Genomic DNA, 23365 nt, shown 5'->3' with positions numbered 1-23365 from the left:
CCTGTCCGTTTGCTCAATGCTATTGTTGTTGCTGTTGTTGCTGCTGGCTGGCGTCCAGCATCCGCCGCTTCGCCAGCGCGATCGCCTCGCGCAGCACGTCGAGATCGCCGATATGGTTGGCGAGCACCAGGACCAGCGCAGCATCGAGATCGGCGCTCTGCGCCTCGGTGAGGCCGCGATGGGCCTCGACGATGGCGCGGAAGGCGTCGTCGGGCTTTGCGAAATTCGAACTGGTCGACAGCGCCATGACTGCTCCTCAGTTCAGGCCGGCTGCGCGCGCCAGCGCCGCCTCAAGTGCCGGCCGCCCCGCGTTGCGGAAACGTGCCGCGACATAGCCGTCCGGCCGCAGCAGATAGGCGGTGCCGGGCTCGGCATCGTAGCGCTTGCCGGCAAGGCCCTGCGCGTCGACCAGCCCATCCTCGCCGCCGATCCGGATGCTGCCGACGCCCTCGGGGACATCGACCGCAGCGCCATTGCCAAACTCCAGCAGCGTGAAACGCGTTCCCTGCCTGATGAAAACGTCGGTCAGATAGGTGGAACCCCCGTCCTGTTCCGTCACCGGCGCATCCGGCATCGAGGCGCCGGGCCGCGGGCCGCCGCGCCAGTCGTCGCGATCTCCGCTCGACAGCGGCGTGTCGTAGACCGACGGCACCGAGAGCCGCCCGCCATTGACCATGCGCTTGCCGAACTCGGTGTCCTTGGCGAGCGACAGCACGGCCTGGCGCAGCCGCGCCTCCTGCCTTGTCATCGGCGCCATGAAGTCGGTCGAGCGGGTCGACTCGCGGATATTCTCGTCCGCCGCCGCGCTGCGCTCGATGTGATAGCTCTCCAGCAAGCCCTCCGGCGACAGCCGGCGCAGCACGCGGTCGAGCTTCCACGCCAAATTCTCGGCGTCCTCGAGCCCGGAATTGGCGCCGCGCGCGCCGAACGGCGAGACCTGGTGGGCGGAATCACCGGCAAAGATCACCCGGCCGTGGATGAACTTGGCCATCCGGCGACACTGGAACTTGTAGAGCGAGATCCATTCGAACTCGAACTTGTCATGGCCGAGCATGCGCTCGATCCGCGGCCGGACATTCTCGGGCTGCTTCTCGGCCACCGGATCGGCATCCGGGTTGAGCTGCAGATCGATCCGCCAGATATCGTCCGGCTGCTTGTGCAGCAGCGCCGAGCGTCCGGCATGGAACGGCGGATCGAACCAGAACCAGCGCTCGGTCGGAAATGCCGCCGTCATCTTGACGTCGGCGATCAGGAACTGGTCCTCGAACACCTGGCCTGCGAACTCGGCACCGACCATCTGCCGGAGCGACGAGCGGGCGCCATCGCAGGCGACGACAAAGGTCGCGTGTACCTGGTAGGAGCCGTCGGGAGTTGCGATGGTCAGCGCAACGCCATCGTTGCGGCTCTCCAGCGCGATCACCTTGTTGCGCCAGCGCAGGTCGATTTCAGGCAGTTGCCCCACCCGGTCGACCAGATAGGCCTCGGCATAGAACTGCTGCAGGTTGATGAAGGCGGGTCGCTTGTGGCCTTCCTCGGGCAGCAAATTGAACTGGTAGAGCTGCGAGGCGCCGTGGAAGATCTTGCCGACGCTCCACACCACGCCTTTCTCGACCATGCGGTCGCCGACGCCGAGGCGATCCCAGAACTCAAGCGAGCGCTTCGAGAAGCAGATCGCGCGCGAGCCTTCGCCGATCCGGTCGGCATCGTCGAGCAGCACCACGCGCTGGCCGCGCTGCGCGAGATCGATCGCGAGCGACAGTCCCACCGGCCCGGCGCCGACCACGACGACGGGATGCTCCGCGACGTTGGCACCCGAGCGCTCCTGGTCGGGGTGACGGCGATAGCCGAACTGGGTTTTGGCCTGTGCCGTGTTGGCGTGTGCCATTGCGTGACCCTGGATGTTTCCCTTGCGCCGCGGCCTCTGGCTGCGGTTCTGTGTGACCGGCTTGCGACCGGGACCTTGCGAGCCGGCCGCGACCTTGCTAAATTAGTCTCACTTGCAACTATCTTAAACCCCCAGTCGGGGCTGCCGTCAACTCAAATTGGAGGGATTTTTGGCACGGACCTCTGCAAGCCAGCCTCCAGCCCGGCCACGCAGTGCCGTGGAAGCGGAGGTGCGCGACACTATCGAGCCGACCAAGAAGCGCCTCGATCTCTTCCATTTCATGCCGTTCCGCCTGAACCGGCTGGCGGCCGAGGTGTCCTCGGCGCTGTCGAGCGAATATCAGGCGCGCTACGGGCTCGACATTCCGGCGTGGCGCGTGCTCGCAACGCTCGGCTTCCGCAGCGATCCCTGCAGCGCGCAATACATCGCGCACTGCACGCGCACCCATAAATCCACCATCAGCCGCGCCGTGTCGGCGCTGATGGAGCGCGAGATCGTCGAGCGCGTCGAGAACGCCGACGACCGCCGCGAATTCCGCCTGCGACTGACCAAAACGGGCCAGACGCTCTACGAGGAGCTGATCCCGCGCCTGCTGCGCAAGGAACAGGAGATCCTGTCCTGCCTCTCCGCACAGGAACGCCGCGACCTCGGCCGCCTGCTCGGCAAGGTCGAGAACAGCCTCGAACTGGTGCAGACCAGCGAAGAGGCCGACGCCAAGGACGCGTATTAGACACGCGCTCCGCTTTGGACACACGCTCCGCTGTCGTCCTGGCGAAAGCCAGGACCCATACGCCGCGGCCTGCGTTGTGAACGGGACTCGTCATTCCAGCGAGCCCAACAAAGGACATTTGTGGTTCTGGGTCCTGGCTTTCGCCAGGACGACGCCGGGGTTGGCTTCACGCCCAACTCAACCTAAGACCATGCGGGGCGACGCGCAGTCTCGAAGCCGGGATGACGTGGAGTGTGTCCTACGCCCGCTCGATATGCTTGGCGATCACCGGAAAATAATTGTCCTTCGATCCCTTGTCGATCGCTTCCTGCAGCACCGTGCCGATCAGCTCCGCACCGCGGATCTTGATGCCGGCATCGGCGGCGAGCTCTAGCGCGTAGGAGAGATCCTTCAGCGCATATTCGGTCGAGAATGCGCGCTCGGGAAACACGCCGGGCACGATCGCCTTCATGCCATGGTTACGCAGCGCAAAGCTGTCGGCCGAGCCCTTCGACAGTGTCTCAAGCAAGAGCTTCGGATCGACGCCATTGTGCTTCGCCACCGCGACCGCCTCGGCCAGCGCGTTCACGGTCTCGAACAGCACCATGTTGTTGAGGATCTTGGTCACCTGTCCTGCACCGACGTCACCGCAATTGGTGACATCGGTGGCGAAGCAGCGGATCAAGGGCTCGATCGCGGCATAGAGCGCCGGCACCGCGCCGACCATCACGCTGAGCGTGCCGTCCTGCGCCGCCTGCCGGGTGCGCGCGATCGGTGCGTCGGCCCACGCCGCGCCCTTGGCCTGCAACTGCGCGGCGAAATCGCGGGTCTGACTGACTGAAGACGTGCCGAGATCGACCACGATCTGGCCGCTTCTCGTGTTCTTCAGAATGCCGTCGCCTTCGAACACCGCGCGCACGTGCCTGGCGCTCGGCAAGCAGAGGAACAGCACATCGCTCTGCTTGATGACGTCGGCGACCGACGCTGCAACCTCGGCACCGTCGGCGCGCAACCGCTGCAGCGGCTCGGCCGAGAGGTCGAACACGACAACGCGCTTGCCGCTCTTCTTGACCAGGTTGCGGCAAATCGGCTCACCCATCACGCCGAGGCCGATGAACCCGAGAGTCTTGGTGTCAGTCGTCTTGGTGTCAGTCATATCGCTTCTTTTTGACGTTTCTTGACGTGTTGCAGACTCGCCCAACCGGCGAGGCTATTTCGCGAACGATCGCGACGGCGCCAGATGCAGCGCGAAGGCATCGACCTTGTCGCTGGCGCGCGGATAGATCTCGCTGACGATCGGATCATGACCGGGAATGAAGCGATCGGGATGACCGGCGAGCCGCTCGACGGTCTCCCAGCCCTGCGCCATGTCGCCGACATTGTAGACGATCGGGAACGGGCTGCGCTTGTGCAGGTTCGCATAATAATGCGCGGCATCCGACGCCAGCACGACCGGGCCGCGCGCGGTCTCGATGCGCACCACCTGCAGACCGTCGGAATGGCCGCCGACGCGATGCACGGTGACGCCGGGCGCGATCTCGCCGTCGCCGGAGTGGAAGGTGACGCGCTCGCCATAGACGTGGCGCACCATCTGCGTGACGTGCTCGATGGAGAACGGATGGCGCAGCATGCCGTTGCACATGCAGCGGCCGGTCGCGTAGCTCATCTCGCGTTCCTGCAGATGGAATTTGGCGTTCGGGAAGCGATCGAGATTGCCGGCGTGGTCGTAATGCAGGTGGGTGACGACGACATCCTTGATGCTATCGGCACTGACGCCGAAGCCGGCCAGCGCGTCGACCGGGTTGAGCGTCAGCTTGCGGGCGCGCGCCTTGGCCTCCTCGGCGTTGAATCCGGTGTCGACCAGGATGTCGCGGCCATGGCCACGGATCAGCCAGACGAAATAATCCAGGTCCTGCGCGGTGGCGTCGTGCGGATCGGGCACCAGGAAGTTGAGGTGGGGCGTGCGCGGCGACATCGTCGCATAGCGCAGGGCGTAGATCTCGTAGGCGTTTCCCATCGGTTTCGCTCTTGTTTGCAAGGCCTGTTTTGACGGCTTGTCTTTGAATAGCCTGCCGTCCCGAACACAAAGCCATCGCCTCGCGCAAAGGTCAAACCGCGCGGCGTGCGACGAGCGCATGACAGGGTGGCGACAGCCTTCGTGAGTGCAGGCACGTTATCGGCCCGCAGGAACCAGCACCGTGCCGGATGACGATCGCCGCCATCACCGCGTGCTGCTGCACTGCGGTCTGGCTGGTATCACCGCGATAAACGATGCTGCCGCAAGCCGTTGACGGGGTTTGGCCGTGGTTTGATAATGGATTTTCGCTAGAGTAAGGTTCCCGAGGCGCAGGCTGGAAGCGGCGCCATTTCACTGGAATGCCGCGATCTGGATTTGCTGCGATTATGAAAATCCGCCTTGCCTTGCTCGCCACGCTGATTTTTTCAATCGCGGCGCCCACTTTGTCCTTTGCCGCCGGCGACCGTTTCGCGCTGGTCATCGGCAACGCCAAATATCCCGACGCCGACGCACCGCTGAAGGAGCCGGTCAACGACGCACGTGACGTCGCCGACGAGCTCAAGCGCGACGGCTTCACCGTCGAGGTCGGGGAGAACCTGACCGGCGACGGCATGCGCCGCGCCTTCGACCGGCTCTACGGCAAGATCAAGCCGGGCTCGGTCGCCCTGATCTTCTTCTCCGGTTACGGCATCCAGTCGAACCGGCAGAGCTACATGATCCCGATCGATGCGCAGATCTGGGCCGAGGCCGACGTTCGGCGCGACGGCTTCAGCCTCGAGACCGTGCTCGGGGAAATCAACAGCCGCGGCGCCGGGGTGAAGATCGCCTTGATCGACGCCTCGCGGCGCAACCCGTTCGAGCGGCGCTTCCGCAGCTTTTCGGCAGGGCTCGCCCCGGTGATCGCGCCGAACGGTACATTGGTGATGTATTCGGCCGCGCTGTCGTCTGTCGTCTCCGACAATGGCAGCGACCACAGCCTGTTCGTGCGGGAACTCCTGAAGGAGATCCGCACCCCCGACCTGATGGCCGAGGAAACGCTGAACCGCACCCGCGTCGGCGTCACCCGCGCCTCGCGGCAGGAACAAGTGCCGTGGATCTCGTCGTCACTGGCCGAGGATTTCTCGTTCATTCCGGCCGGCACGGCCGGGCCGTCGAACGCCGCGCCGGCACCCGCCGCGTCGCCGTCACCGGAGGTGGCGACGGCACCGCCGGTCGCGCCTCCGCCGGCTCCGCCCGCAGCAACGCCGACACCGCCCGCGGCAACCCCGACGCCACCAGTGGCAACAGCGCCGACACCATCACCGGCGCCGCCGACGCCTCCGGTTGCGGCAGCGCCGACTGCAGCGCCACCCCAGCCCAAGACGCCCGAGATCGCCCTGCCGCCGCCCGCCGCTCCGCCGCCGGTGGTGATCCAGCCCACGCCGGCGCCGAGCAATTCGCCCGTGCTCGCCGATGATCCGACGATCAAGAGCCTGAGCGAAAAGCTGGACAAGAATCCCGATGACGCAGCGGCGCTCTATCGCCGCGGCCAGGTCTATGCCAGCAAGGGGGCCTACGACCTTGCGGTGAAGGACTTCACCAATTCGCTGCGGCTGAACCCGAAGGATGTCGAGGCCTATAACAACCGCTGCTGGGTCCGCACCGTGATCGGCGACCTGCAGGCGGCGCTGAAGGACTGCAACGAGGCGCTACGGCTGCGCCCGAACTTCGTCGATGCGCTCGACAGCCGCGGGCTGATGAACCTGAAGGGCGGGCAGAACAAGAACGCGATCGCGGATTTCGACGCCGCGCTGAAGATCAACCCGCGGCTGACCTCGTCGCTGTACGGGCGCGGGCTCGCCAAGCAGCGCAACGGCGCGGTCCCGGAGGGCGATCTCGACATCGCCAACGCCAAGGCGATGGACCCGAACATCGTCAAGGAATTCGCCGACTACGGCGTGCAGTGACAATGGACGAAGGTCTGCCCGCGGCTCGAACCGCTGACGGAATTGAGCGACTAATCAGAGGGTGCGAGCCGGGCAGCGATGCCGGCAATCAATCTGGATAATCGTTGGAACCGCACCAGCTTGCGCAGGAGGACCGAAATGTTCAAGCCGTCGGCAAAGGCCGCGATCGTTTCAATCATGACCGTTGGCGCCGCGCTGTCGTTTTGCCTGGCAGCCGCCCGCGCCGGTGACGATGTCACCGAGGACCAGATCATCAGAGCGCTGACGCCCGACAAGAAGCCGCTGACCCGCGGCCTTTCGGCCGGCCCGCAGACCACCTCGCCGGAGCTGAACGCCGACCAGGTCAAATTCGTGCAGAGCGTCCGCGGCCGCACCACCCGCTCGCTGTCCTCGGCCGAGCGCGAGGAGATCGCGACCATCGTCCAGGACAAGCCCAAGATCGATCTCGAGATCAACTTCGACTACAACTCCGCCGACATCAGCGCCAGGTCGCTGCCCTCGGTCCAGGCGCTCGGCCGCGCCTTGACCAATCAGGACCTGAAGGGCTCGACCTTCGTGGTCGCCGGCCACACCGACGCCGCCGGTGGCGAGGACTACAATCAGGGCCTCTCGGAACGCCGCGCCGACGCCATCAAGCGCTATCTCGTCGACAAATACGGCATCAACGGCACCGATCTCGTCACCGTCGGCTATGGCAAGAGCAAGCTGAAGGACCCGAGCCACCCGATGGCGGAGGTGAACCGGCGCGTGCAGGTCGTGAACGTGGAAAACAAGGCCACCGCCGCCAAGTGATGGGCGGTGGCGTGGCCCCTTTTTGAGGCTACAATGCGTCCCGCACCCCGGCGGGGCGCATTTGCTTTAGGGCCAATGCTGTTGGGCCGAGCCCAACGCGGCCCACAGGTGAACCCGCCTCACATGACGTCAGGGCATGATCCGGAACAATGGCACCGGCCTTCCGAATGCCCAGGCAATACGATAGCGAGCATGATGAGACTTCGACCAACACCGATGACGCGCCAAGCTCTGGATTGATCAGGCGATGAATTTTTCCCAATACCTCAAGCCTGCGCTCGGCACGGTGTTTTTCCTCGCGCTCGCGATCGCCTATTACGCGTTCGAGCATCGCTCGCATCCGGAGGAGAAGGAGACGCCGGGCCAGGCGCTGGTCGTGGTGACGAAGTCGACCAATGCCTGCTTCTCCGACATGGTCCGCGTCACCGGCTTCATCGTGCCGCGCCGCGAGGCGCAGGTGAATGTCGACCAGGACGGCTCCAAGGTCACCGACGTGCTGGTCCGCGAGGGTGACACGGTCACCGAGAACCAGGAACTGGCGCGGCTGACCCCGCCGCCGCAGCAGGCCGCACAGGCCAATGCCAAGCCGCTTGTGCTGCGGGCGCCGGCGGCCGGCCTCGTCACCGAGGTGCGCACCGCGCCCGGCGCGCCGGCCTCGCCGCAGGCTCCCCCGATGTTCAAGATCTCGATCAACAACGAGATCGAGCTCGACGCCGAGGTGCCGGGCTTCCAGCTCCTGAAGCTCAATCCCGGCGCCAATGTGCGGATCAGCCGCGACGATGCGCCCGACATGGTCGGCAAGGTCCGCCAGATCTCGCCGCAGATCGACCGCACCACCCAGCTTGGGCATGTCCGCATCACCATCAACAACAATCCGACGCTGAAGGTCGGCATGTTCGCGCGCGCCAATATCGACGCCAAGCGCTCCTGCGGCGTCGCGGTGCCGCGCACCGCGATCGACCGCCTGACCCTGCAGGTCGTGAAGGGCAACACCGTCGAGACCCGCAGGGTGCGCGTCGGGCTGACCTCCGACACCTCGACCGAAATCCTTGAAGGCCTCGACGTCGGCGAAATCGTCGTGGCCGACGCTGGCACCTCGCTGCATGACGGCGACCAGATCAAGACCATGTTCGCCGACGAACTCGATCGCACGCGATCACGGTAATTCGGACACGCTAATGGCTTTGAACATCTCGGCATGGTCGATCCGGAACCCGCTTCCCTCGATCGTCTTCTCGATCATCCTGCTCGTGCTGGGCTGGGTCTCCTTCACCAAGCTCGCGGTGACGCGGCTGCCGAGCGCCGACATTCCGGTGATCTCGGTCGCGGTCTCGCAATTCGGCGCCGCGCCGTCGGAACTTGAATCGCAGGTCACCAAGACCATCGAAGACGGCGTCTCCGGCGTCGAGGGCGTGCGCCACATCTCCTCCTCGATCACCGACGGCCTGTCGGTGACCACGATCCAGTTCGCGCTGGAGACCAACACCGACCGCGCGCTCAACGACGTCAAGGACGCGGTGACGCGCGTGCGCGCCAACCTGCCGCAGAATGTCACCGAGCCCCTGATCCAGCGCGTCGACGTGATCGGCCTGCCGATCGTGACCTATGCCGCGATCTCGCCCGGCAAGACGCCGGAGCAGCTGTCCTATTTCGTCGACGACGTGGTCAAGCGCGCGTTGCAGGGCGTGCGCGGCGTCGCCCAGGTCGAGCGCATCGGCGGTGTCGAGCGCGAGATCCTGGTCTCGCTCGATCCCGACAAGCTGCAGGCGGTGGGGCTCACCGCGGTCAATGTCAGCCAGATCCTGCGCGGCACCAATGTCGACGTCGCCGGCGGCCGCGCCGAGATCGGCAAGAACGACCAGGCGATCCGGACGCTCGCCGGCGCCAAGACGCTGAACGAGCTCGCCGGCACCATGATCCCGCTGTTCGGCGGCGGCGAGATCCGGCTCGACGATCTCGGCACCGTCACCGACACCATCGCCGACCGGCGCACCTTCGCCCGCTTCAACGGCGAGCCGGTGGTCGCGCTCGGCATCAAGCGCTCCAAGGGCGCCAGCGACGTCGTCGTCGCGGCCGCGGTGCAGAAGCGGATCGACGCGCTGAAGGTGGCCTATCCCGACGTCGACCTCAAGCTGATCGACACCTCGGTCGAGTTCACCAAGGGCAATTACGAGGCCGCGATCTCGACCCTGTTCGAGGGCGCGATCCTCGCCGTGATCATCGTGCTGCTGTTCCTGCGCGACATGCGCGCCACGATCATCGCGGCGGTCTCGCTGCCGCTGTCGATCTTCCCAGCCTTCTGGGCGATGGACCTGCTCGGCTTCTCGCTCAACCTGGTCTCCTTCCTCGCCATCACGCTTTCGACCGGCATCCTGGTCGACGATGCCATCGTCGAAATCGAGAACATCGTCCGCCACATGCGGATGGGCAAGACGCCCTATCGTGCCGCCCTCGAAGCCGCCGACGAGATCGGCCTTGCGGTGATCGCGATCTCGCTCACCATCATCGCGATCTTCGCGCCGGCGAGCTTCATGTCCGGCATTGCCGGGCAGTTCTTCAAGCAGTTCGGCATCACCGTGTCGGTGCAGGTGTTCTTCTCGCTGCTCGCCGCACGCTTCGTGACGCCGATGCTGGCCGCCTATTTCCTCAAGCATCACGACCACGACGATCCGCCGCCCGGCCCGATCCTGCGCGGCTATCACAGCCTCGTCACCTGGTCGGTGAAGCATTACTTCGTCACCGTGCTGATCGGCTTTGCGATCTTCGCCGCGTCGATCTGGAGCATCACGCTGCTGCCGCAGGGCTTCCTGCCGGCGCAGGACACCGCGCGCTCGCTGCTCGCGATGGAGCTACCGCCCGGCTCGCAGCTCGCCTACACCGAGAAGGTCACCGAGGAGATCGTGGCGCGGCTACGCAAGCGGCCTGAGGTACGGAGCGTGTTCGTCGATGGCGGCCGGGTGCCGCCGGGCCTGCAGGAGGTCCGCCGCGCCGCGCTGATCATTAACTACACGCCGAAGGCCGACCGCAAGATCACCCAGCGCGAGCTCGAACTGTCGATCGGCAAGGAGCTCGATAACGTCCCGGATATCAGGTTCTGGTTCCTCGACGAGAACGGCCTGCGCGCGATTTCGCTGGTCGTCACCGGTACCGACAGCAACATCGTCAACAACGTCGCCAGCGAACTCGCGACGCAGATGAAGCGGATTCCGATCATCGCCAACGTGATCTCGGAGACCGCGCTCGACCGGCCCGAGCTGCGCATCCGTCCGCGCGCCGAGCTCGCGGCCCGGCTCGGTGTCTCGACCGAAAGCCTGTCGCAGACCATCCGCGTCGCCACCATCGGCGACGTCGGTCCGGCGCTGGCGAAGTTCGACGCCGGCGACCGCCAGGTGCCGATCCGCGTCCAGCTCGAGGACAATGCGCGCAGCGACCTGCAGATGCTGGAGCAGCTGCGGGTGCCGCTCGGCCAGCGCGGCGAACGCGGCGGCGTGCCGCTCTCCGTGGTCGCCGACATCCAGCTCGACCAGGGCCCGACCAGCATCAACCGCTACGACCGCGAGCGGCAGGCCACCGTCGCCGCCGATCTCGTCGGCAATGCCGCGCTCGGCGACGCCACCAAGCTGATCTACGACCTGCCGGTCATGAAGACCCTGCCGAAGGGCGTAAGGGTCAGCCCGTCCGGCGACGCCGAGAGCCTCGCCGAATTGTCCGACGGTTTCGCCACCGCGATCACCGCCGGCCTGATGATGGTCTATGCCGTGCTGGTGCTGCTGTTCGGCACCTTCCTGCAGCCGATCACCATCCTGTTCTCGCTGCCGCTCTCGATCGGCGGCGCGATCGGCGCGCTGCTGCTGACCGGCAAGCAGCTCACCACGCCGGTGTGGATCGGCATCCTGATGCTGATGGGCATCGTCACCAAGAACGCCATCATGCTGGTGGAGTTCGCGGTCGAGGCGATCCGCGACGGCAAGCCGCGCGAGGAAGCCATGATCGACGCCGGCATGAAGCGTGCCCGCCCGATCGTGATGACCACCATCGCGATGGCCGCCGGCATGATGCCGTCAGCGCTCGCGTTCGGCGCCGGCGGCGAATTCCGCTCGCCGATGGCGCTCGCAGTGATCGGCGGCCTGATCTTCTCGACCGCGCTGTCGCTGGTGTTCGTGCCGGCGATGTTCATGGTGATGGATGATATCGGCGGCCTGATCTGGCGCTTCGGCAAGCGGCTCGTGGTCTCGCATGCCGACCACGAGCTGACCCCGAACGAGCACCAGTCCGACGACACCAAGCGCCCGCCCGGCCCGCCGAACATGATCTCGCCCGCCGCGGAATGAGCTGAGGCCGCGCCTCGCCAGCGGTGCGACCCGTACGAGATGACGTACTCCAAAATATCGAAAACAACCCCATGCAAAGGAGCCGACGGCGGCCGGCATTCGACACGGCGACTTGACACGTCGGGCAAATCAGCGATATTTTTCCATTATTCCGAAATCATGGTGTGAGTCCTCCAACACGTCGTCCCTGCGAAAGCAGGGACCCATACTCCGCGGCAGACCTCGTTGGAGGGACTCGTTGTTCCAGCATCGTCCAGCAATCGGCGGTCGTGGTTATGGGTCCCTGCTTTCGCAGGGACGACGATGGGGAAGGATATCGATTCAGGGCGTCACACCAGGCGGTGTCATCGCCTGCGCATGCGGGTGATCTCAAGTTCTAATACAGCCGCGTCCGATAGGCCTCTTCCATCGCCTTCTCGGCGACCTCGACCTCGATCGCGGCGGTCTGCTCGGCGATGATTCGGCCGAGCGTCGGAAAGCGGTGGCGCTCGACCTGCGCGGTGGGATTCCAGAGCTTCGAGCGCATCAGCGCCTTGCCGCAGTGGAAGTAGGTCTCGTCGACATGCACCTTGAGCCCGATGATCGGCGTGACGTTCTGCACGGTCAGCGGCGTCAACAGATCGACCTCCTGCGAGATCTCGGCCCGCCCGTTGACGCGCAGCGTCTCGTTGATGCCGGGCACCATGAAGATCAGCCCGATCCCGGGCGACGCGATGATGTTGCCGAACGTATCGACCCGGTTGTTACCACGGCGGTCCGGGATCAGCAGCGTCTTGTCGTCGAGCACGGAAACGAAGCCCGGCGCATCGCCGCGCGGGCTGGCGTCGGCATGACCTTTGCCGTCGCTGGAGGCGATGACGAGGAACGGCGACAGCGCGATGAAGTCGCGGCAGAACTTGTCGAGATGGTAGAGCACCTTTTTCTCGGCGAGCGGGCTCAATTGCCCGAAATGCGCACGGAGATCCTCCTGCGATTTGACCGGCGGCTTGCCGCCCGCACTCTGGTCACCCATAGCGAACCTCCCGTTTGGTTATTTATACTGTGTCTATACCGCACCAGCTCGCGACGAAGAGGGCGTAGGCCTTGGTCACCTTCTTCAGCGAATCGAGCTGGACCCGCTCATTGAAGCCGTGCGCGTTCTCCATCCTGGCGCCGAAGCAGAAGGCGGGAACACCATAGTCCAGGCCATAGAAGCGCGCATCCGTCAGCGCGGTCGAGGGAAAATCCGTCAGCTCGCGCCCGAACACATGCTCGTAGACCGAGCCGAGCACGGCCTCGCTCTCCTGCACCTCGGTCGCTTCATAGCCCGGCGACAGGAAGCCGGACCAGACGATCTCGGGCGGATTGTTGGCGAGGAACGGGTGGGCCCTGGCGGCCTTGGTCACGCACGCGACGATCTCGGCCTGGCAGTCGGCGATTTTCCATCCCGGGAGGATGCCGATCCGGCAATCGACGTCGCACCAGGCCGGCACGCTGGAGGCCCAATCGCCGCCCTTGATGATGCCGGGATTGAAGTTGAGCGGGTGATGCACCGCACCGAAGTAGCGATGCGACTTGGCACGCTCGTTCCACTCCGCCTCGAGCGCGTCGAGATGGCCGATCAGATGATAGGCGGCACGAATGGCGTTGGAGCCGGTGCCGGCGCGCGCGACATGGACCGGGATTCCACGAACCCTGAGGCGAAACCAGATCACGCCGACCTGGGCGCGCATCAACCGTTCCTCGGTCGGCTCCGGCAGCAGGCAGGCATCGGCACGGTAACCTCGCTGCAACGTCGAGAGCGCGCCGAGACCGGTGCTCTCCTCCTCGATCACGGATTGCAGATGGATGCGGCCTTTCGGAGCAAAGCCCGCGGCCTTCACCGCATCGAGCGCGTAAAGCGCGGCAATGGTGCCCGACTTCATGTCGCCGGTGCCGCGGCCATAGAGCCAGCCGTCCTCAACCACCGGCTGGAACGGCGGCCGCTCCCACATGTCGAGCGGCCCGACCGGCACCACGTCGCAATGCCCCTGAAGGATCAGCGAACGCCCCTCCTCGCGCGCCGGCCGATAGGTGCCGACGACGGTCCGCGCGCGGGAGAAATCAGTCTCGACCGGCCCGTAGCCGGGCAGCGTCTTCAGCTCATCCTGATTGATGACCCAGTCGTCGACCTCGTAGCCGCGCTCGCGCAGCAGCTTCGCGAACATGTCCTGGCACGGACCTTCCTGGCCGCGCGTGCTGGGAATCGACGAGAAGGCGATCGTGGTCGCGAGTTGCTGCTCGAAGGCGGCGTCGACAGCCGCCTCGATGCGCTCGCGCGCGCCGGCCGGAAGGGGAACTGAACGGCTGTCGGTCATGAATTGATCCTTGCTGTGGGGCGTGCATCGGCCGCGGCCGCAAAGCCCGGCTGGTCGAAGAAATCGCGCCCGGGAATCGCGTCGAGCAGATCGCGAGTGTAGGCTTGGCGCGGCGCGGTGAACACTTCGGCGGTGGTGCCTTCTTCCACGATACGCCCCTTCTGCAGGACGATGACGCGGTCGGCGATCTCGGCGGCGATCCGCAAATCGTGTGTGATGAAGATCATCGCAAGCCGCATCTCCTGGCGCAACTCGGCGAGCAGCGCCAGCACCTGGGCCTGCACCGAGACGTCCAGCGCCGACACCGCCTCGTCGGCGATCAGAACCCGCGGCTTCAGCGCCAGCGCCCGCGCGATGCAGATGCGCTGGCGCTGGCCGCCCGAGAACTCGTGCGGGTAGCGATCGGCGGCGGTCGCCGATAGGCCGACCCGCACCAGGAGCTTGTTCGCCTGGGCCATCGCCTCGGCCCGCGACGTCCCATAGGCCATCGGTCCGCGCGCGATGGCATCGCCGACCTTCTGGCGCGGATCGAGACTGGCAAACGGATCCTGGAACACGATCTGGAGCCGGCGCCGCGCCTGGCGCAACGCCTCGCCGCGCAGCTGCCGGAGATCCGCGCCGCCAAAGCGGATGGCGCCGACATCAGGTTCGGTGAGCCGCATGATCATGCGCCCGAGCGTCGACTTGCCGGAGCCGGATTCACCGACCACCGCAAGCGTCTCGCCCTCGTGCAGCGTCAGCGAGACGCCATCAGCGGCGATCACCTCGCGCGGCGGCTGCAGCCAGCCGCGCTTGACCCGAAAGGTCTTTTGCAGGCCGATGACCTCGAGCAGCGGCTCGGGACGCAGGATGGCCTCGTGGATGTCGGCGAGGCGCGCCTTCGGCACCGCGTCGATCAGTTCGCGCGTGTAGGTGGCCTGCGGATTGCGAAGCACCTCGCTGGCCGTGCCCTGCTCGACCACCTTGCCGTGGCGCAGCACCACGACGCGGTCGGCAACGTCGGCGACAACGCCGAAATCATGGGTGATCAGCAGCACGCCCATGCCGCGCTCGCGCCGGAGATCGTCGATCAGGCGCAGGATCTGGCGCTGGGTCGTGACATCGAGCGCGGTGGTCGGCTCGTCCGCGATCAGGAGCGCGGGGCGGTTGGCCATCGCCATCGCGATCATCACGCGCTGGCGCTGGCCGCCGGAAAGCTCGAACGGGTAGCTCTTTTCCAGCAGCTGCGGATTCGGCAGCCCGACCTGGGTCAGCAGCGTCAGCACCCGCTCGCGGAGTTCGGTCACCGAGGGCGCAGGCCGCTGGTGCGCCAGGATCATCTCCTCGATCTGCCTGCCGACGCGCTTCAGCGGATTGAGCGAGGACAACGGCTCCTGAAAAATCATCGCGGCGTTGCCGCCGCGCAGCTTGCGGAGAGCGCGGCCGTCGAGCTTCGACGGATCCTGCCCTGCGACCGTCACAGAGCCGGACGCGAGGTCGACGCCCCGCGGCAACAGCGACAGCACCGCATGCGCGATCATCGACTTGCCGGAGCCGGATTCGCCGACCAGGCAAACCACCTCGTTGGGCTTGATCTCAAAGGAGACGTTCTCGACCGCGAAGGGCCGGTCGCCTCCCTTGGGGAGCGCGATCGAGAGGCCCTCGACGGCAAGAACGGGCGCGCCGGACTGCATGGCTTCGCTCATGAGCGGCGCCTCGAGACGCGCGGGTTGAGGACATCAGACAGTCCCTCGCCGAACAGGTTGATCGCCAGCACGGTGACGAGGATGGCGAGGCCGGGAAACACGCTCATCCACCACGCGTTCCGGATCACGGTGCGGCCCGCGCCGATCATGAAGCCCCACGACATCAGATTGGGATCGCCGAGCCCCATGAAGGACAGCGCGCTTTCCAGCAGGATCGCAGTGGCAACCGTCAGCGACGTCACCACCAGGATCGGCGAGATCGCGTTCGGCAGGATATGGCCGAGCACGATGCGCCAGGTGCGTTCGCCCTGGCACAGCGCGGCCTCGACGAATTCGCGGTGCCGCAGACGGAGGAATTCGGCGCGCGTGAGCCGCGCCAGCGGCGGCCAGCTCACCGCGCCGATGGTCAGGATGATCGTCAGCAGCGACGGATTGAAGGTCGCGACCAGCAGGATGGCCAGCACGAAGGCCGGAATGGTCTGGAACAACTCCGTCATCCGCATCAGCACCAGATCGATCTTGCCGCCGAAATAACCTGACATCGCACCGATCACGACGCCGATGGCCATCGCCGCGAGCGCCGAGGCGATGCCGATCAGGAGCGACACGCGTGCGCCATAGGCGACGCCGGCGGCGACGTCGCGGCCGAGCGTATCGCCGCCGAGCCATAATCCGTCCTCGCCGGGCGGTGTGAACGGCGCGCCGACCATCTCCCAGGGCGAGACCGGAAATGCGATCGGCGCGATGATCGCGACGACAACAACGACGAGCAGCAGGACAAGGCCGATCATTCCGCTCGGATGACGCAGGAAGGCGCGCACCGTGTCCATCACGCCGCCCCCGTGGTCATGCGGGGATCGATCAGCCGGTAGACCAGGTCGGTGAGCAGGTTGAGCGCGATCACGACGATCGAGAGGATCAGGAAGATGCCGAGCAGGACCGGATAGTCGCGCTGCAGCAGCGCCTCGAAGGTCAGGCGGCCGAGGCCCGGCCAGGCAAACACCGTCTCGATCACCACGGCGCCGCCGACCAGCGCGCCGGCCTGCATGCCGGCGACAGTGACGACCGGCACCAGCGCATTGCGCAGCATGTGGCCGACCACGATGCGCGTTCCGGACAAGCCCTTGGCGCGCGCGGTCTTGATGAAATCCTGCTGCGCGACCTCGATGATCGAGGAGCGCATCAGCCGCGCATAGATCGCCAGATAGATCGCCGCCAGCGACGTGACCGGCATGATCATGTGTTTCATGATGTCGAGCGCATGCTCGACCGGCGAGAGCTGGACGTTGATGGTCTCGTAACCGAACGGCGGCAGCCAGCCGAGCGTCACCGAGAACACCAGCACCAGCATCAGGCCAAGCCAGAACACCGGCGTCGCATAGAGCACGAGCGAGAGCACGGTGAACACCGTGTCGAGCACACTGCCCGCCGCGAGCCCGGCCAGCGCGCCGAGCGCGGTGCCGATCAGGAGCGCGAGGCAAAAGGCCGTCACGGTCAAGAGAAGCGTCGCCGGGAGCCGTTCGAGGATCAGATCGACGACTGGACGGCGCTGGCGGTAGGAATAGCCGAGGTCGAGCCTGACGACACGGCCGAGGTGGCTCGCAAGCTGCACAAAATACGGCTTGTCGAGCCCGTACTCCTTGCGCAGATCGTCGAGCAGTTTTGGATCGGACGCGCCGGATTGCCCGGCCATGACCTGGGCCGGATCGCCGGGCGCCGCCCGCACCAGCACGAAATTGAACGTCGCGATGACGAGGATCACGGCGACGAGTTGGGCGATGCGGCTGACCGCCTGAAGTCCGATCGCCGCTGCGCTCCCGAGCCGGGTCACGATTTGTAGACCGACCCGAAGGTTTCGTGCGAGCCGATGCCCGTCGTCACGATGTTCTTGAACGCCTTGTCGTAGATGATGGGATATTCGATCTCGAGCGTCCAGGCCACCGGCACATCCTCGACCAAGATCTGCTGCACCTTGCTGTAGAGCTCCTGGCGCTTGGCTTCGTCGAGCGTCACCGCGGCCTCCTCGAACAATTTGTCGACTTCGGGATTCGAGTACCCTTGCGTGTTGGAGAACAGGATGCCCTTCTTGATGTTCGACGAGACGTAGGTGCGGGCAACGCCGAGCGCGGGATCGCCGAGCTGGTAGAGCAGATTCTGGGTCATCTCATAGTCCCAGTTGCCGACCTTTTCGGCCCAGCCCGCCATGTCGGTGCCGACCAGCACGAGATCGATGCCGACCCGCGCGAAGCTCTGGCGGAAGAACTCACCGGAGCGCTGATAGACTTCGCCATAGGGCGGCACGATGTACTTGATCTCGGCCCGCTTGCCGTTGGCGCCAGGCTTCAATCCCATGTCGTCGAGCAGGGCCTTGGCCTTGTCGACCGAAAACTCGTAGCGCTTCACGTTCGGATCGTAGAACCGCGTCTTCGACGAGATCGGTCCGGTCGCCACCTTGGCATTGCCGAAATAGACCCGCTTGCTGAACGCCTCGCGATCGATCAGGTGCATCACTGCCTGCCGGAACCGCTTGTCGTTCATCGGCGCGATGCGGTTGTTCATCTCGAGCCACTGATGCGGCGCGAAATATTCGTAGCCCTTGGTGGTGAATTCGAGGTTCTTCTGCGCCTTGAAGCGCTGCACGTCATAGAATTCGACGTCGGACCATTGCACGAGCTGCACCGTGCCGTTCTCGAGCGCCAGCGCGCGCGAGGCCGCATCCGGAATCACGCGGTAGACGATCTCGTCGAGATAGGGCTGGTCCTTCTGATAGTAGCCATCGTGGCGGACGAGATGAACATGCGAGCCGCGCACCCACTCCTTCAGCTTGAAGGGGCCGGTGCCGATCGCCTTGTCATTCTCCGGGTTCTTGCGGTAGTCGGTGCCGTCATAGATGTGCTTGGGCACGATCGGGGCAGACGTGCAATCGAAGCAGCCGATGAAGGGCGCGAACGGCTGCTTCAATTTGAACACGACGGTGAGCGGATCGGGCGCCTCCGCCGACGCCACGCGGGCGAAGTTTTGCCGTGCGCGCGGATGCGTCTCCACCAGCAGCTTCATGCAGCTGAAAACCACGTCCTCCGAGGTCATCGGCTTGCCGTCGTGGAAGGTGATGCCGGGAAACAGCTTGAACGTATAGGTGAGGCCGTCGGGCGAGATCTCCCAGGACTGCGCCATGCCCGGCATCGGCTTGAGATCGGCGCCATATTTCAGCAGGCCTTCGTAAATCTTGCCGCCGAGCGTCAAGGTCGGCTGCTGCTGGTTCAGCGCGGTCACCAGAACCGGCGGCTCGGGCTGGATGATGGTGCTGAGCGTTCCACCGCGGGTCTGGCCCGCCGCCCGCGTGATGCCGAACGGGATGGCTGCACCGCAGGCCAGCATTGCCTTGGTGAATTCGCGTCTATTCATCGGACCTCTCCGTCTCCGCGCTCTCACATTCGATTTCGGCGAATGCCGCGGGGTGAGGCATTGTTGCCAAACGCCATATCCCGCGCTACCTGAAGGGGGACAACAACCATCGCGATCGGGCCAAATGGCCCGGAAGATGCATGAGCACCCTGCGAAAACGACGATCGATCAGGAGCTCACGACACTTGAAAGTCGCAGCGCGACGAAATGACACCACCGGCTTGCGCGTTTGCCGCAAGCAATCGGGTCCCGCAGCCGCCGCGCACTATGCCGGACAGCTGCAACAGGTCGAACGGCCGCTCGCGGCGATGGCGGCCTCCTATCCGAACGAAAGCACCAGCGCGCGACACGCGCACCGACGCGATCAATTCATCCTGCAGACCGCGGGCGTGACTTCGATGATGACCGAGCGCGGCCATTTCGTCGTGCCGCCCGGCCACGGCCTGTGGATTCCAGCCGGCATCGCGCACCAGTCGCGGGCATGGGGCGAGGTCGAGATCCAGACCATCTATGTCACGCCTGACCGCATCAGGAATGCTCCGGCGACATGCCGCCTGATCAAAGTCTCCGCGCTGGTCGAGGCGTTGATGGAAGAAGCGGTGCACATGCCGACCCGTTACGATCCGGAAGGGCGCGACGGCAGGCTGGTCGATTTCCTGCTCGACGAGATCGGCAGGATGCCGGAAGTGTCGCTGCATGTGCAGGTGCCGCCCGATCCGCGGCTCGCCGCGATCTGCGAGGCCGTGCTGGTCGATCCGAGTTCCGATCTCACGCTCGACGAATGGGCCGATCGCTGCCAGCTCAGCCGGCGGACGTTGACGCGTCTGTTCCGGCGCGAGACCGGCCAGAGCTTTGCGGCCTGGCGCCAGCGGGTGCGGCTGCTCGAAGCGCTGGCGCGGCTCGGCGCCGGCGAGGCCGTCACCTGCGTTGCGCTCGACGTCGGCTATGAAAGTCCGAGCGCTTTCGCCGCGATGTTCAAGCGCGAGCTCGGCGCCGCACCGCGCCAGTATCTGCGCTGGGCCGATCCCGAAGTGGTGTTGCGGTAGGCGCCCTCGCGTCACGCATCTATCGAAATGCAAAACCCCTGCGATCAACGGGAGAGACCGCAGGGGTTTGCAGGTGGATGGCGTGAGGCCAGCAAGGCTGGGTGTCACCCCAAGGACCGGCGGCCGGATGAAAGCGGTACCGGCCTCATCATGCAAGCACGTCTTTTAGGCAGGAGTGCGTCAACATTCGCAAGCAAAGCGCGCGAGAGAATCGGATCTTCCCGCGCGCGTTGCATGCGGCTTGCTCTAGTCGTTGCGCGCAACCGCGGTCAGCTTGGTCATGTTGTGCAGCATGATCCGGCCGCGCTGCAGGTCGACGATGCCGTCCTTGCGCCAGGTCTGCAGCTGCCGGTTGACGCTTTCGCGCGCGGCGCCGACGAAGATGCCGAGCTGTTCCTGCGAGATGTGCACCTCGGAACCGAAATCCTCGGCCAGCGCGCATAGCCGCCGTGCGAGGCGGACCGGCAAAGGCTGCAGCACGGATTCTTCCATCCGCTCGCTCTGCCAGCGAATCCGCTGGCACAGCAATTCGATCAGCCTGACCGCAACCTTCGGCTCGCGCTCGAGGAAGCCGAGGAAATCCTGCCGCCGCAACACGAATAATTCGCTGGGCTCGCCCGCGGTCGCATCCGCGGTGCGGTCCTGACCGTCGAGCACGGCGACTTCGCCGAACAGGTCGCCGGATCCCATGAAGTTGAGTGTGAGCCGGCTGCCGTCGGAAGCACCGGTCTCGATCCGAATCTGGCCGCGGCGGACCCCAAACAGGGCATCGCCGGGATCGCCTTTCTGGAACAGCACCTCACCGGTTGCGAGTTGCTGGGTGTGGCAGAGCCCGGAAAGCCGCTGCAACTCGTCCGCACCGAGATCGGCGAACATCGGATTCATCTTCAGAATGACCGCAAATTCGGCCTGTTTGCTCATTGTACTGCCTTCCAAATCCATCCGAGCAGTCCCCTGACGCCCGGTTAGCAAAAATCACCCTCATAAGAGTGTGGGAGAGGTCACATAAGTTCATGCGGTAACGGATTATTTTTCCGGTCATTGGAGCCAGATCCCGCTTGCGGGATAAACTCGTGTGATCGGCCGCGACTTTCTGCAACGGAACCCCGCTTGCCCGGCCTGGAACAACGACATGAGAGCACTGAAATTCGCCGGGGCCGCCATCGCTGCCGTGATCGTGATCATCGCATTGGTGGCCGTGGTCGGGATCCCGTCCTCGTTCCTCGCATCGACCATCACCGATCGGGTCGAGCGCGAGACCGGCTACAAGCTCACCATCAATGGCGGCGCCAAGATCGGCCTCTGGCCGAGGGTCAATCTGACGCTGAGCGACGTCGTGCTGCAGGACCCGCGCGGGCGCGACGTCAACAACCGGTTCGCAGCAAGCAGCGTCGAGGCCGAGATGACGCTGTCGAGCCTGTGGTCGGGCCGGCCCGACATCACCGACCTCGCGATCGTCAAGCCGGTGATCAACCTGCCGCTGCAGCGCGAGCGCACCCGCGACCACAATCCGCCGGCGAAATCCTCCGCGTCCGATGGCAGCGGCGGCATCACGATCCGGCATGTCAGCGTCAGCGGCGGCACCATCGTCTTCTCCAATGTGCGCGACCGGATCGAGAGCCGGATCGAGACGCTCAATGCGGACGCGACCATCGGCGACGACCGCAAGATCGTCGTCACGGGTGACGCACGCGCCGGCGACAAGCCGCTGAAATTCGATATCCGCGCCACCGCGCCGCAAGCACCGCTGGAGCGTCAGAGCGTGCCGGCCGAATTCAGCATCGATGCACCCGGCCTGTTGCCCGCGGCGATCAAGGCGAATGCGGAAGCGCGGCTGAACGGCACGGTGGTGATGTTCAACGGCGTGTCCGGCACGCTCGGCGATGGCGGCTTCACCGGCTGGGCGTCGGTCGATTTCGCCAGCAACAAGCCGCTGGTGAAGCTCGATCTCGACTTCCAGCGCATTGCGATCGCGATGCCGACGGGCCAGTCCGGCACCACGCAACCATTGGGCACCAATACCTGGAGCAACGCGTCGGTCGATCTTGCCGGGCTCAACTATGTCGACGCGCAGGCGCGCATCTCGGCGGCGGAGCTTGTGATCGGCGACGGCCGCTTCACGCAGGCGGCAATCGATGCGTCCATCGACAGCGGCGTGCTCAAGGGCCGGTTCGCCAATCTCGGCGCCTATGAGGGCACCGCCGATGGCGACGTTACCATCGACGCGCGAGCTACGAATCCAACCTACACGCTGCGGCTCGACCTCGCCGGCGTGCGCGCGCTGCCGGTGCTGAAGAGCCTTGCCGAGTTCGACAAGCTCGACGGCAAGATGCAGGCGAAGATCGCGCTGACCTCACAAGGCGGCAGCGAGCGCGCCATCGTCGGCAATCTCGCCGGCACCGCCTTCGTCGTGCTCCAGGACGGCAAGATCCTCGGCCTCAACGTAGCGCAGATGATCCGGAGCCTCACCACCAGCACCTTGTCGGGCTGGCAGGAGAGCCAGGAATTGTCGACCGATCTCAGCCAGCTCTCGGCATCGTTCAAGGTCGACAAGGGCCAGGCCGTCACCACCGATCTCAATCTGATCGGCCCGCTGGTGAAGATGACCGGGGTCGGCACCATCGACCTCAACACCCGCCAGATCGGGTTCCGCGTCGAGCCGCAGCTCGTGATGACCACCGAAGGCCAGGGCCGCGCCGGCAATCCGGTCGGCCTCGGCATCCCCGTGATGCTCGAGGGACCCTGGGTATCGCCGCGGATCTATCCGGAGATGCAGGGCATCCTCGACAATCCGCAGGCGGCCTATGGCAAGCTCAAGGAGATGGGCAAGGGCCTGTTCGGGGCGAACGGCCAGGGGCTGAGTCAGGGCATCAACGGGCTGACCAATCTGCTCAATGGCGTGCAGGGCGGCGCGCAGCCCGGCAGCAGCGGCCAGGGCGGCGGTGCCGCCGGCCAGAGCGACCCGCTCGGCGGGCAGCTAGGCGACACCATCGGCAATCTGCTGCAGCAAGGCCTTTCCACCCTCAACCAGGGCAACGCATCGCGGCCGAGCCGCGACCTGAGCCAGCCCGCGCCGCCGGCCCCCGACCAGGCCCCGCCACCGCCCCCTCCGCCCGACGAGACCGCCGAGCAGCACGACAGTCCGGCGATGAAGGACGTGCTGCGTCAGCTGTTCAATCGCTGATATTCCCGGATATCCCCCGCCGATATGAA

The 23365-nt window shown here is 65.5% G+C and carries 18 protein-coding genes; 7 read left to right on the top strand and 11 right to left on the bottom strand.

The genetic code is table 11. From position 1 onward, the window contains the following. Window positions 1-19: 19 nt before the first annotated feature. Complete coding sequence (locus QA635_RS02680) at window positions 20-247, bottom strand: DUF2783 domain-containing protein (protein WP_050401747.1); 228 nt, start codon at window positions 245-247, stop codon at window positions 20-22. Window positions 248-256: 9 nt separating this feature from the next. Continuing rightward, the gene (locus tag QA635_RS02675) at window positions 257-1885 is read right to left on the bottom strand and encodes an FAD-dependent oxidoreductase (RefSeq protein ID WP_283066692.1); all 1629 of its coding nucleotides are present in this window, start codon (window positions 1883-1885) and stop codon (window positions 257-259) included. Between the two features lie 169 nt (window positions 1886-2054). Here QA635_RS02675 and QA635_RS02670 point away from each other — a divergent pair, with 169 nt between their 5' ends. Continuing rightward, the gene (locus tag QA635_RS02670; protein WP_425249123.1) at window positions 2055-2615 is read left to right on the top strand and encodes a MarR family winged helix-turn-helix transcriptional regulator; all 561 of its coding nucleotides are present in this window, start codon (window positions 2055-2057) and stop codon (window positions 2613-2615) included. A 238-nt stretch (window positions 2616-2853) separates the two neighbouring features. On the opposite strand, the gene QA635_RS02665 is transcribed toward QA635_RS02670, so the two are convergent. Both QA635_RS02665 and QA635_RS02660 read right to left on the bottom strand, forming a co-directional pair. Continuing rightward, window positions 2854-3750: an NAD(P)-dependent oxidoreductase gene (locus tag QA635_RS02665; RefSeq protein WP_283066691.1), complete on the bottom strand. Its 897-nt coding sequence runs from the start codon at window positions 3748-3750 to the stop codon at window positions 2854-2856. 54 nt (window positions 3751-3804) lie between these two features. Next, a complete protein-coding gene (locus tag QA635_RS02660) occupies window positions 3805-4611 on the bottom strand; it encodes an N-acyl homoserine lactonase family protein (RefSeq protein ID WP_283066689.1) in 807 nt (268 codons plus the stop codon). A gap of 386 nt (window positions 4612-4997) precedes the next feature. Between QA635_RS02660 and QA635_RS02655 the strand changes: the two genes are divergently transcribed. The 4 genes from QA635_RS02655 (at window position 4998) to QA635_RS02640 (ending at window position 11680) form a co-directional block, all read left to right on the top strand. Beyond that, window positions 4998-6557, top strand: coding sequence for a caspase family protein (locus QA635_RS02655; RefSeq protein ID WP_283066687.1), 1560 nt, complete (start codon window positions 4998-5000; stop codon window positions 6555-6557). Between the two features lie 138 nt (window positions 6558-6695). After that, window positions 6696-7349, top strand: a complete 654-nt coding sequence (locus tag QA635_RS02650; RefSeq protein ID WP_283066685.1) for an OmpA family protein — start codon at window positions 6696-6698, stop codon at window positions 7347-7349. A 247-nt stretch (window positions 7350-7596) separates the two neighbouring features. Then, on the top strand, window positions 7597-8514 hold the full coding sequence (locus tag QA635_RS02645; protein ID WP_028335192.1) for an efflux RND transporter periplasmic adaptor subunit: 918 nt from the start codon (window positions 7597-7599) through the stop codon (window positions 8512-8514). Between the two features lie 13 nt (window positions 8515-8527). Further along, window positions 8528-11680 carry an efflux RND transporter permease subunit gene (locus tag QA635_RS02640; protein WP_283066682.1) on the top strand — a complete coding sequence of 1051 codons (3153 nt, stop codon included), beginning with the start codon at window positions 8528-8530 and terminating at the stop codon, window positions 11678-11680. Window positions 11681-12056: 376 nt separating this feature from the next. Here QA635_RS02640 and QA635_RS02635 read toward each other — a convergent pair whose 3' ends face one another. The 6 genes from QA635_RS02635 to QA635_RS02610 are packed head-to-tail and all read right to left on the bottom strand — an operon-like array spanning window position 12057 to window position 19106. Further along, a complete protein-coding gene (locus QA635_RS02635; RefSeq protein ID WP_283066680.1) occupies window positions 12057-12692 on the bottom strand; it encodes a pyridoxamine 5'-phosphate oxidase family protein in 636 nt (211 codons plus the stop codon). A gap of 22 nt (window positions 12693-12714) precedes the next feature. Further along, window positions 12715-14016 (bottom strand): ArgE/DapE family deacylase, encoded by a 1302-nt coding sequence (locus QA635_RS02630; RefSeq protein ID WP_283066678.1) that lies wholly within the window; start codon window positions 14014-14016, stop codon window positions 12715-12717. After that, on the bottom strand, window positions 14013-15701 hold the full coding sequence (locus QA635_RS02625; RefSeq protein WP_283066677.1) for a dipeptide ABC transporter ATP-binding protein: 1689 nt from the start codon (window positions 15699-15701) through the stop codon (window positions 14013-14015). Before QA635_RS02625 ends, QA635_RS02630 begins: the two co-directional genes overlap by 4 nt. Then, a complete protein-coding gene (locus QA635_RS02620; protein ID WP_283066675.1) occupies window positions 15698-16531 on the bottom strand; it encodes an ABC transporter permease in 834 nt (277 codons plus the stop codon). Before QA635_RS02620 ends, QA635_RS02625 begins: the two co-directional genes overlap by 4 nt. Beyond that, window positions 16531-17532, bottom strand: coding sequence for an ABC transporter permease (locus QA635_RS02615; RefSeq protein ID WP_137483743.1), 1002 nt, complete (start codon window positions 17530-17532; stop codon window positions 16531-16533). Before QA635_RS02615 ends, QA635_RS02620 begins: the two co-directional genes overlap by 1 nt. Then, window positions 17529-19106 (bottom strand): ABC transporter substrate-binding protein, encoded by a 1578-nt coding sequence (locus QA635_RS02610; protein ID WP_283066672.1) that lies wholly within the window; start codon window positions 19104-19106, stop codon window positions 17529-17531. The genes QA635_RS02615 and QA635_RS02610 overlap by 4 nt, the downstream gene beginning before the upstream one ends. 185 nt (window positions 19107-19291) lie before the next feature. On the opposite strand from QA635_RS02610, the gene QA635_RS02605 reads away from it, so the two are divergent. After that, complete coding sequence (locus QA635_RS02605; protein WP_283066670.1) at window positions 19292-20152, top strand: AraC family transcriptional regulator; 861 nt, start codon at window positions 19292-19294, stop codon at window positions 20150-20152. A 246-nt stretch (window positions 20153-20398) separates the two neighbouring features. Here QA635_RS02605 and QA635_RS02600 read toward each other — a convergent pair whose 3' ends face one another. Further along, window positions 20399-21073, bottom strand: coding sequence for a Crp/Fnr family transcriptional regulator (locus QA635_RS02600; RefSeq protein ID WP_057021095.1), 675 nt, complete (start codon window positions 21071-21073; stop codon window positions 20399-20401). Between the two features lie 211 nt (window positions 21074-21284). On the opposite strand from QA635_RS02600, the gene QA635_RS02595 reads away from it, so the two are divergent. Then, the gene (locus QA635_RS02595; protein WP_283066668.1) at window positions 21285-23336 is read left to right on the top strand and encodes an AsmA family protein; all 2052 of its coding nucleotides are present in this window, start codon (window positions 21285-21287) and stop codon (window positions 23334-23336) included. Window positions 23337-23365 lie beyond the last annotated feature (29 nt).

This window comes from Bradyrhizobium brasilense, assembly GCF_029714345.1.
Lineage (GTDB): Bacteria > Pseudomonadota > Alphaproteobacteria > Rhizobiales > Xanthobacteraceae > Bradyrhizobium > Bradyrhizobium australafricanum.
This window is presented reverse-complemented; position numbering and strand designations above follow the sequence as displayed.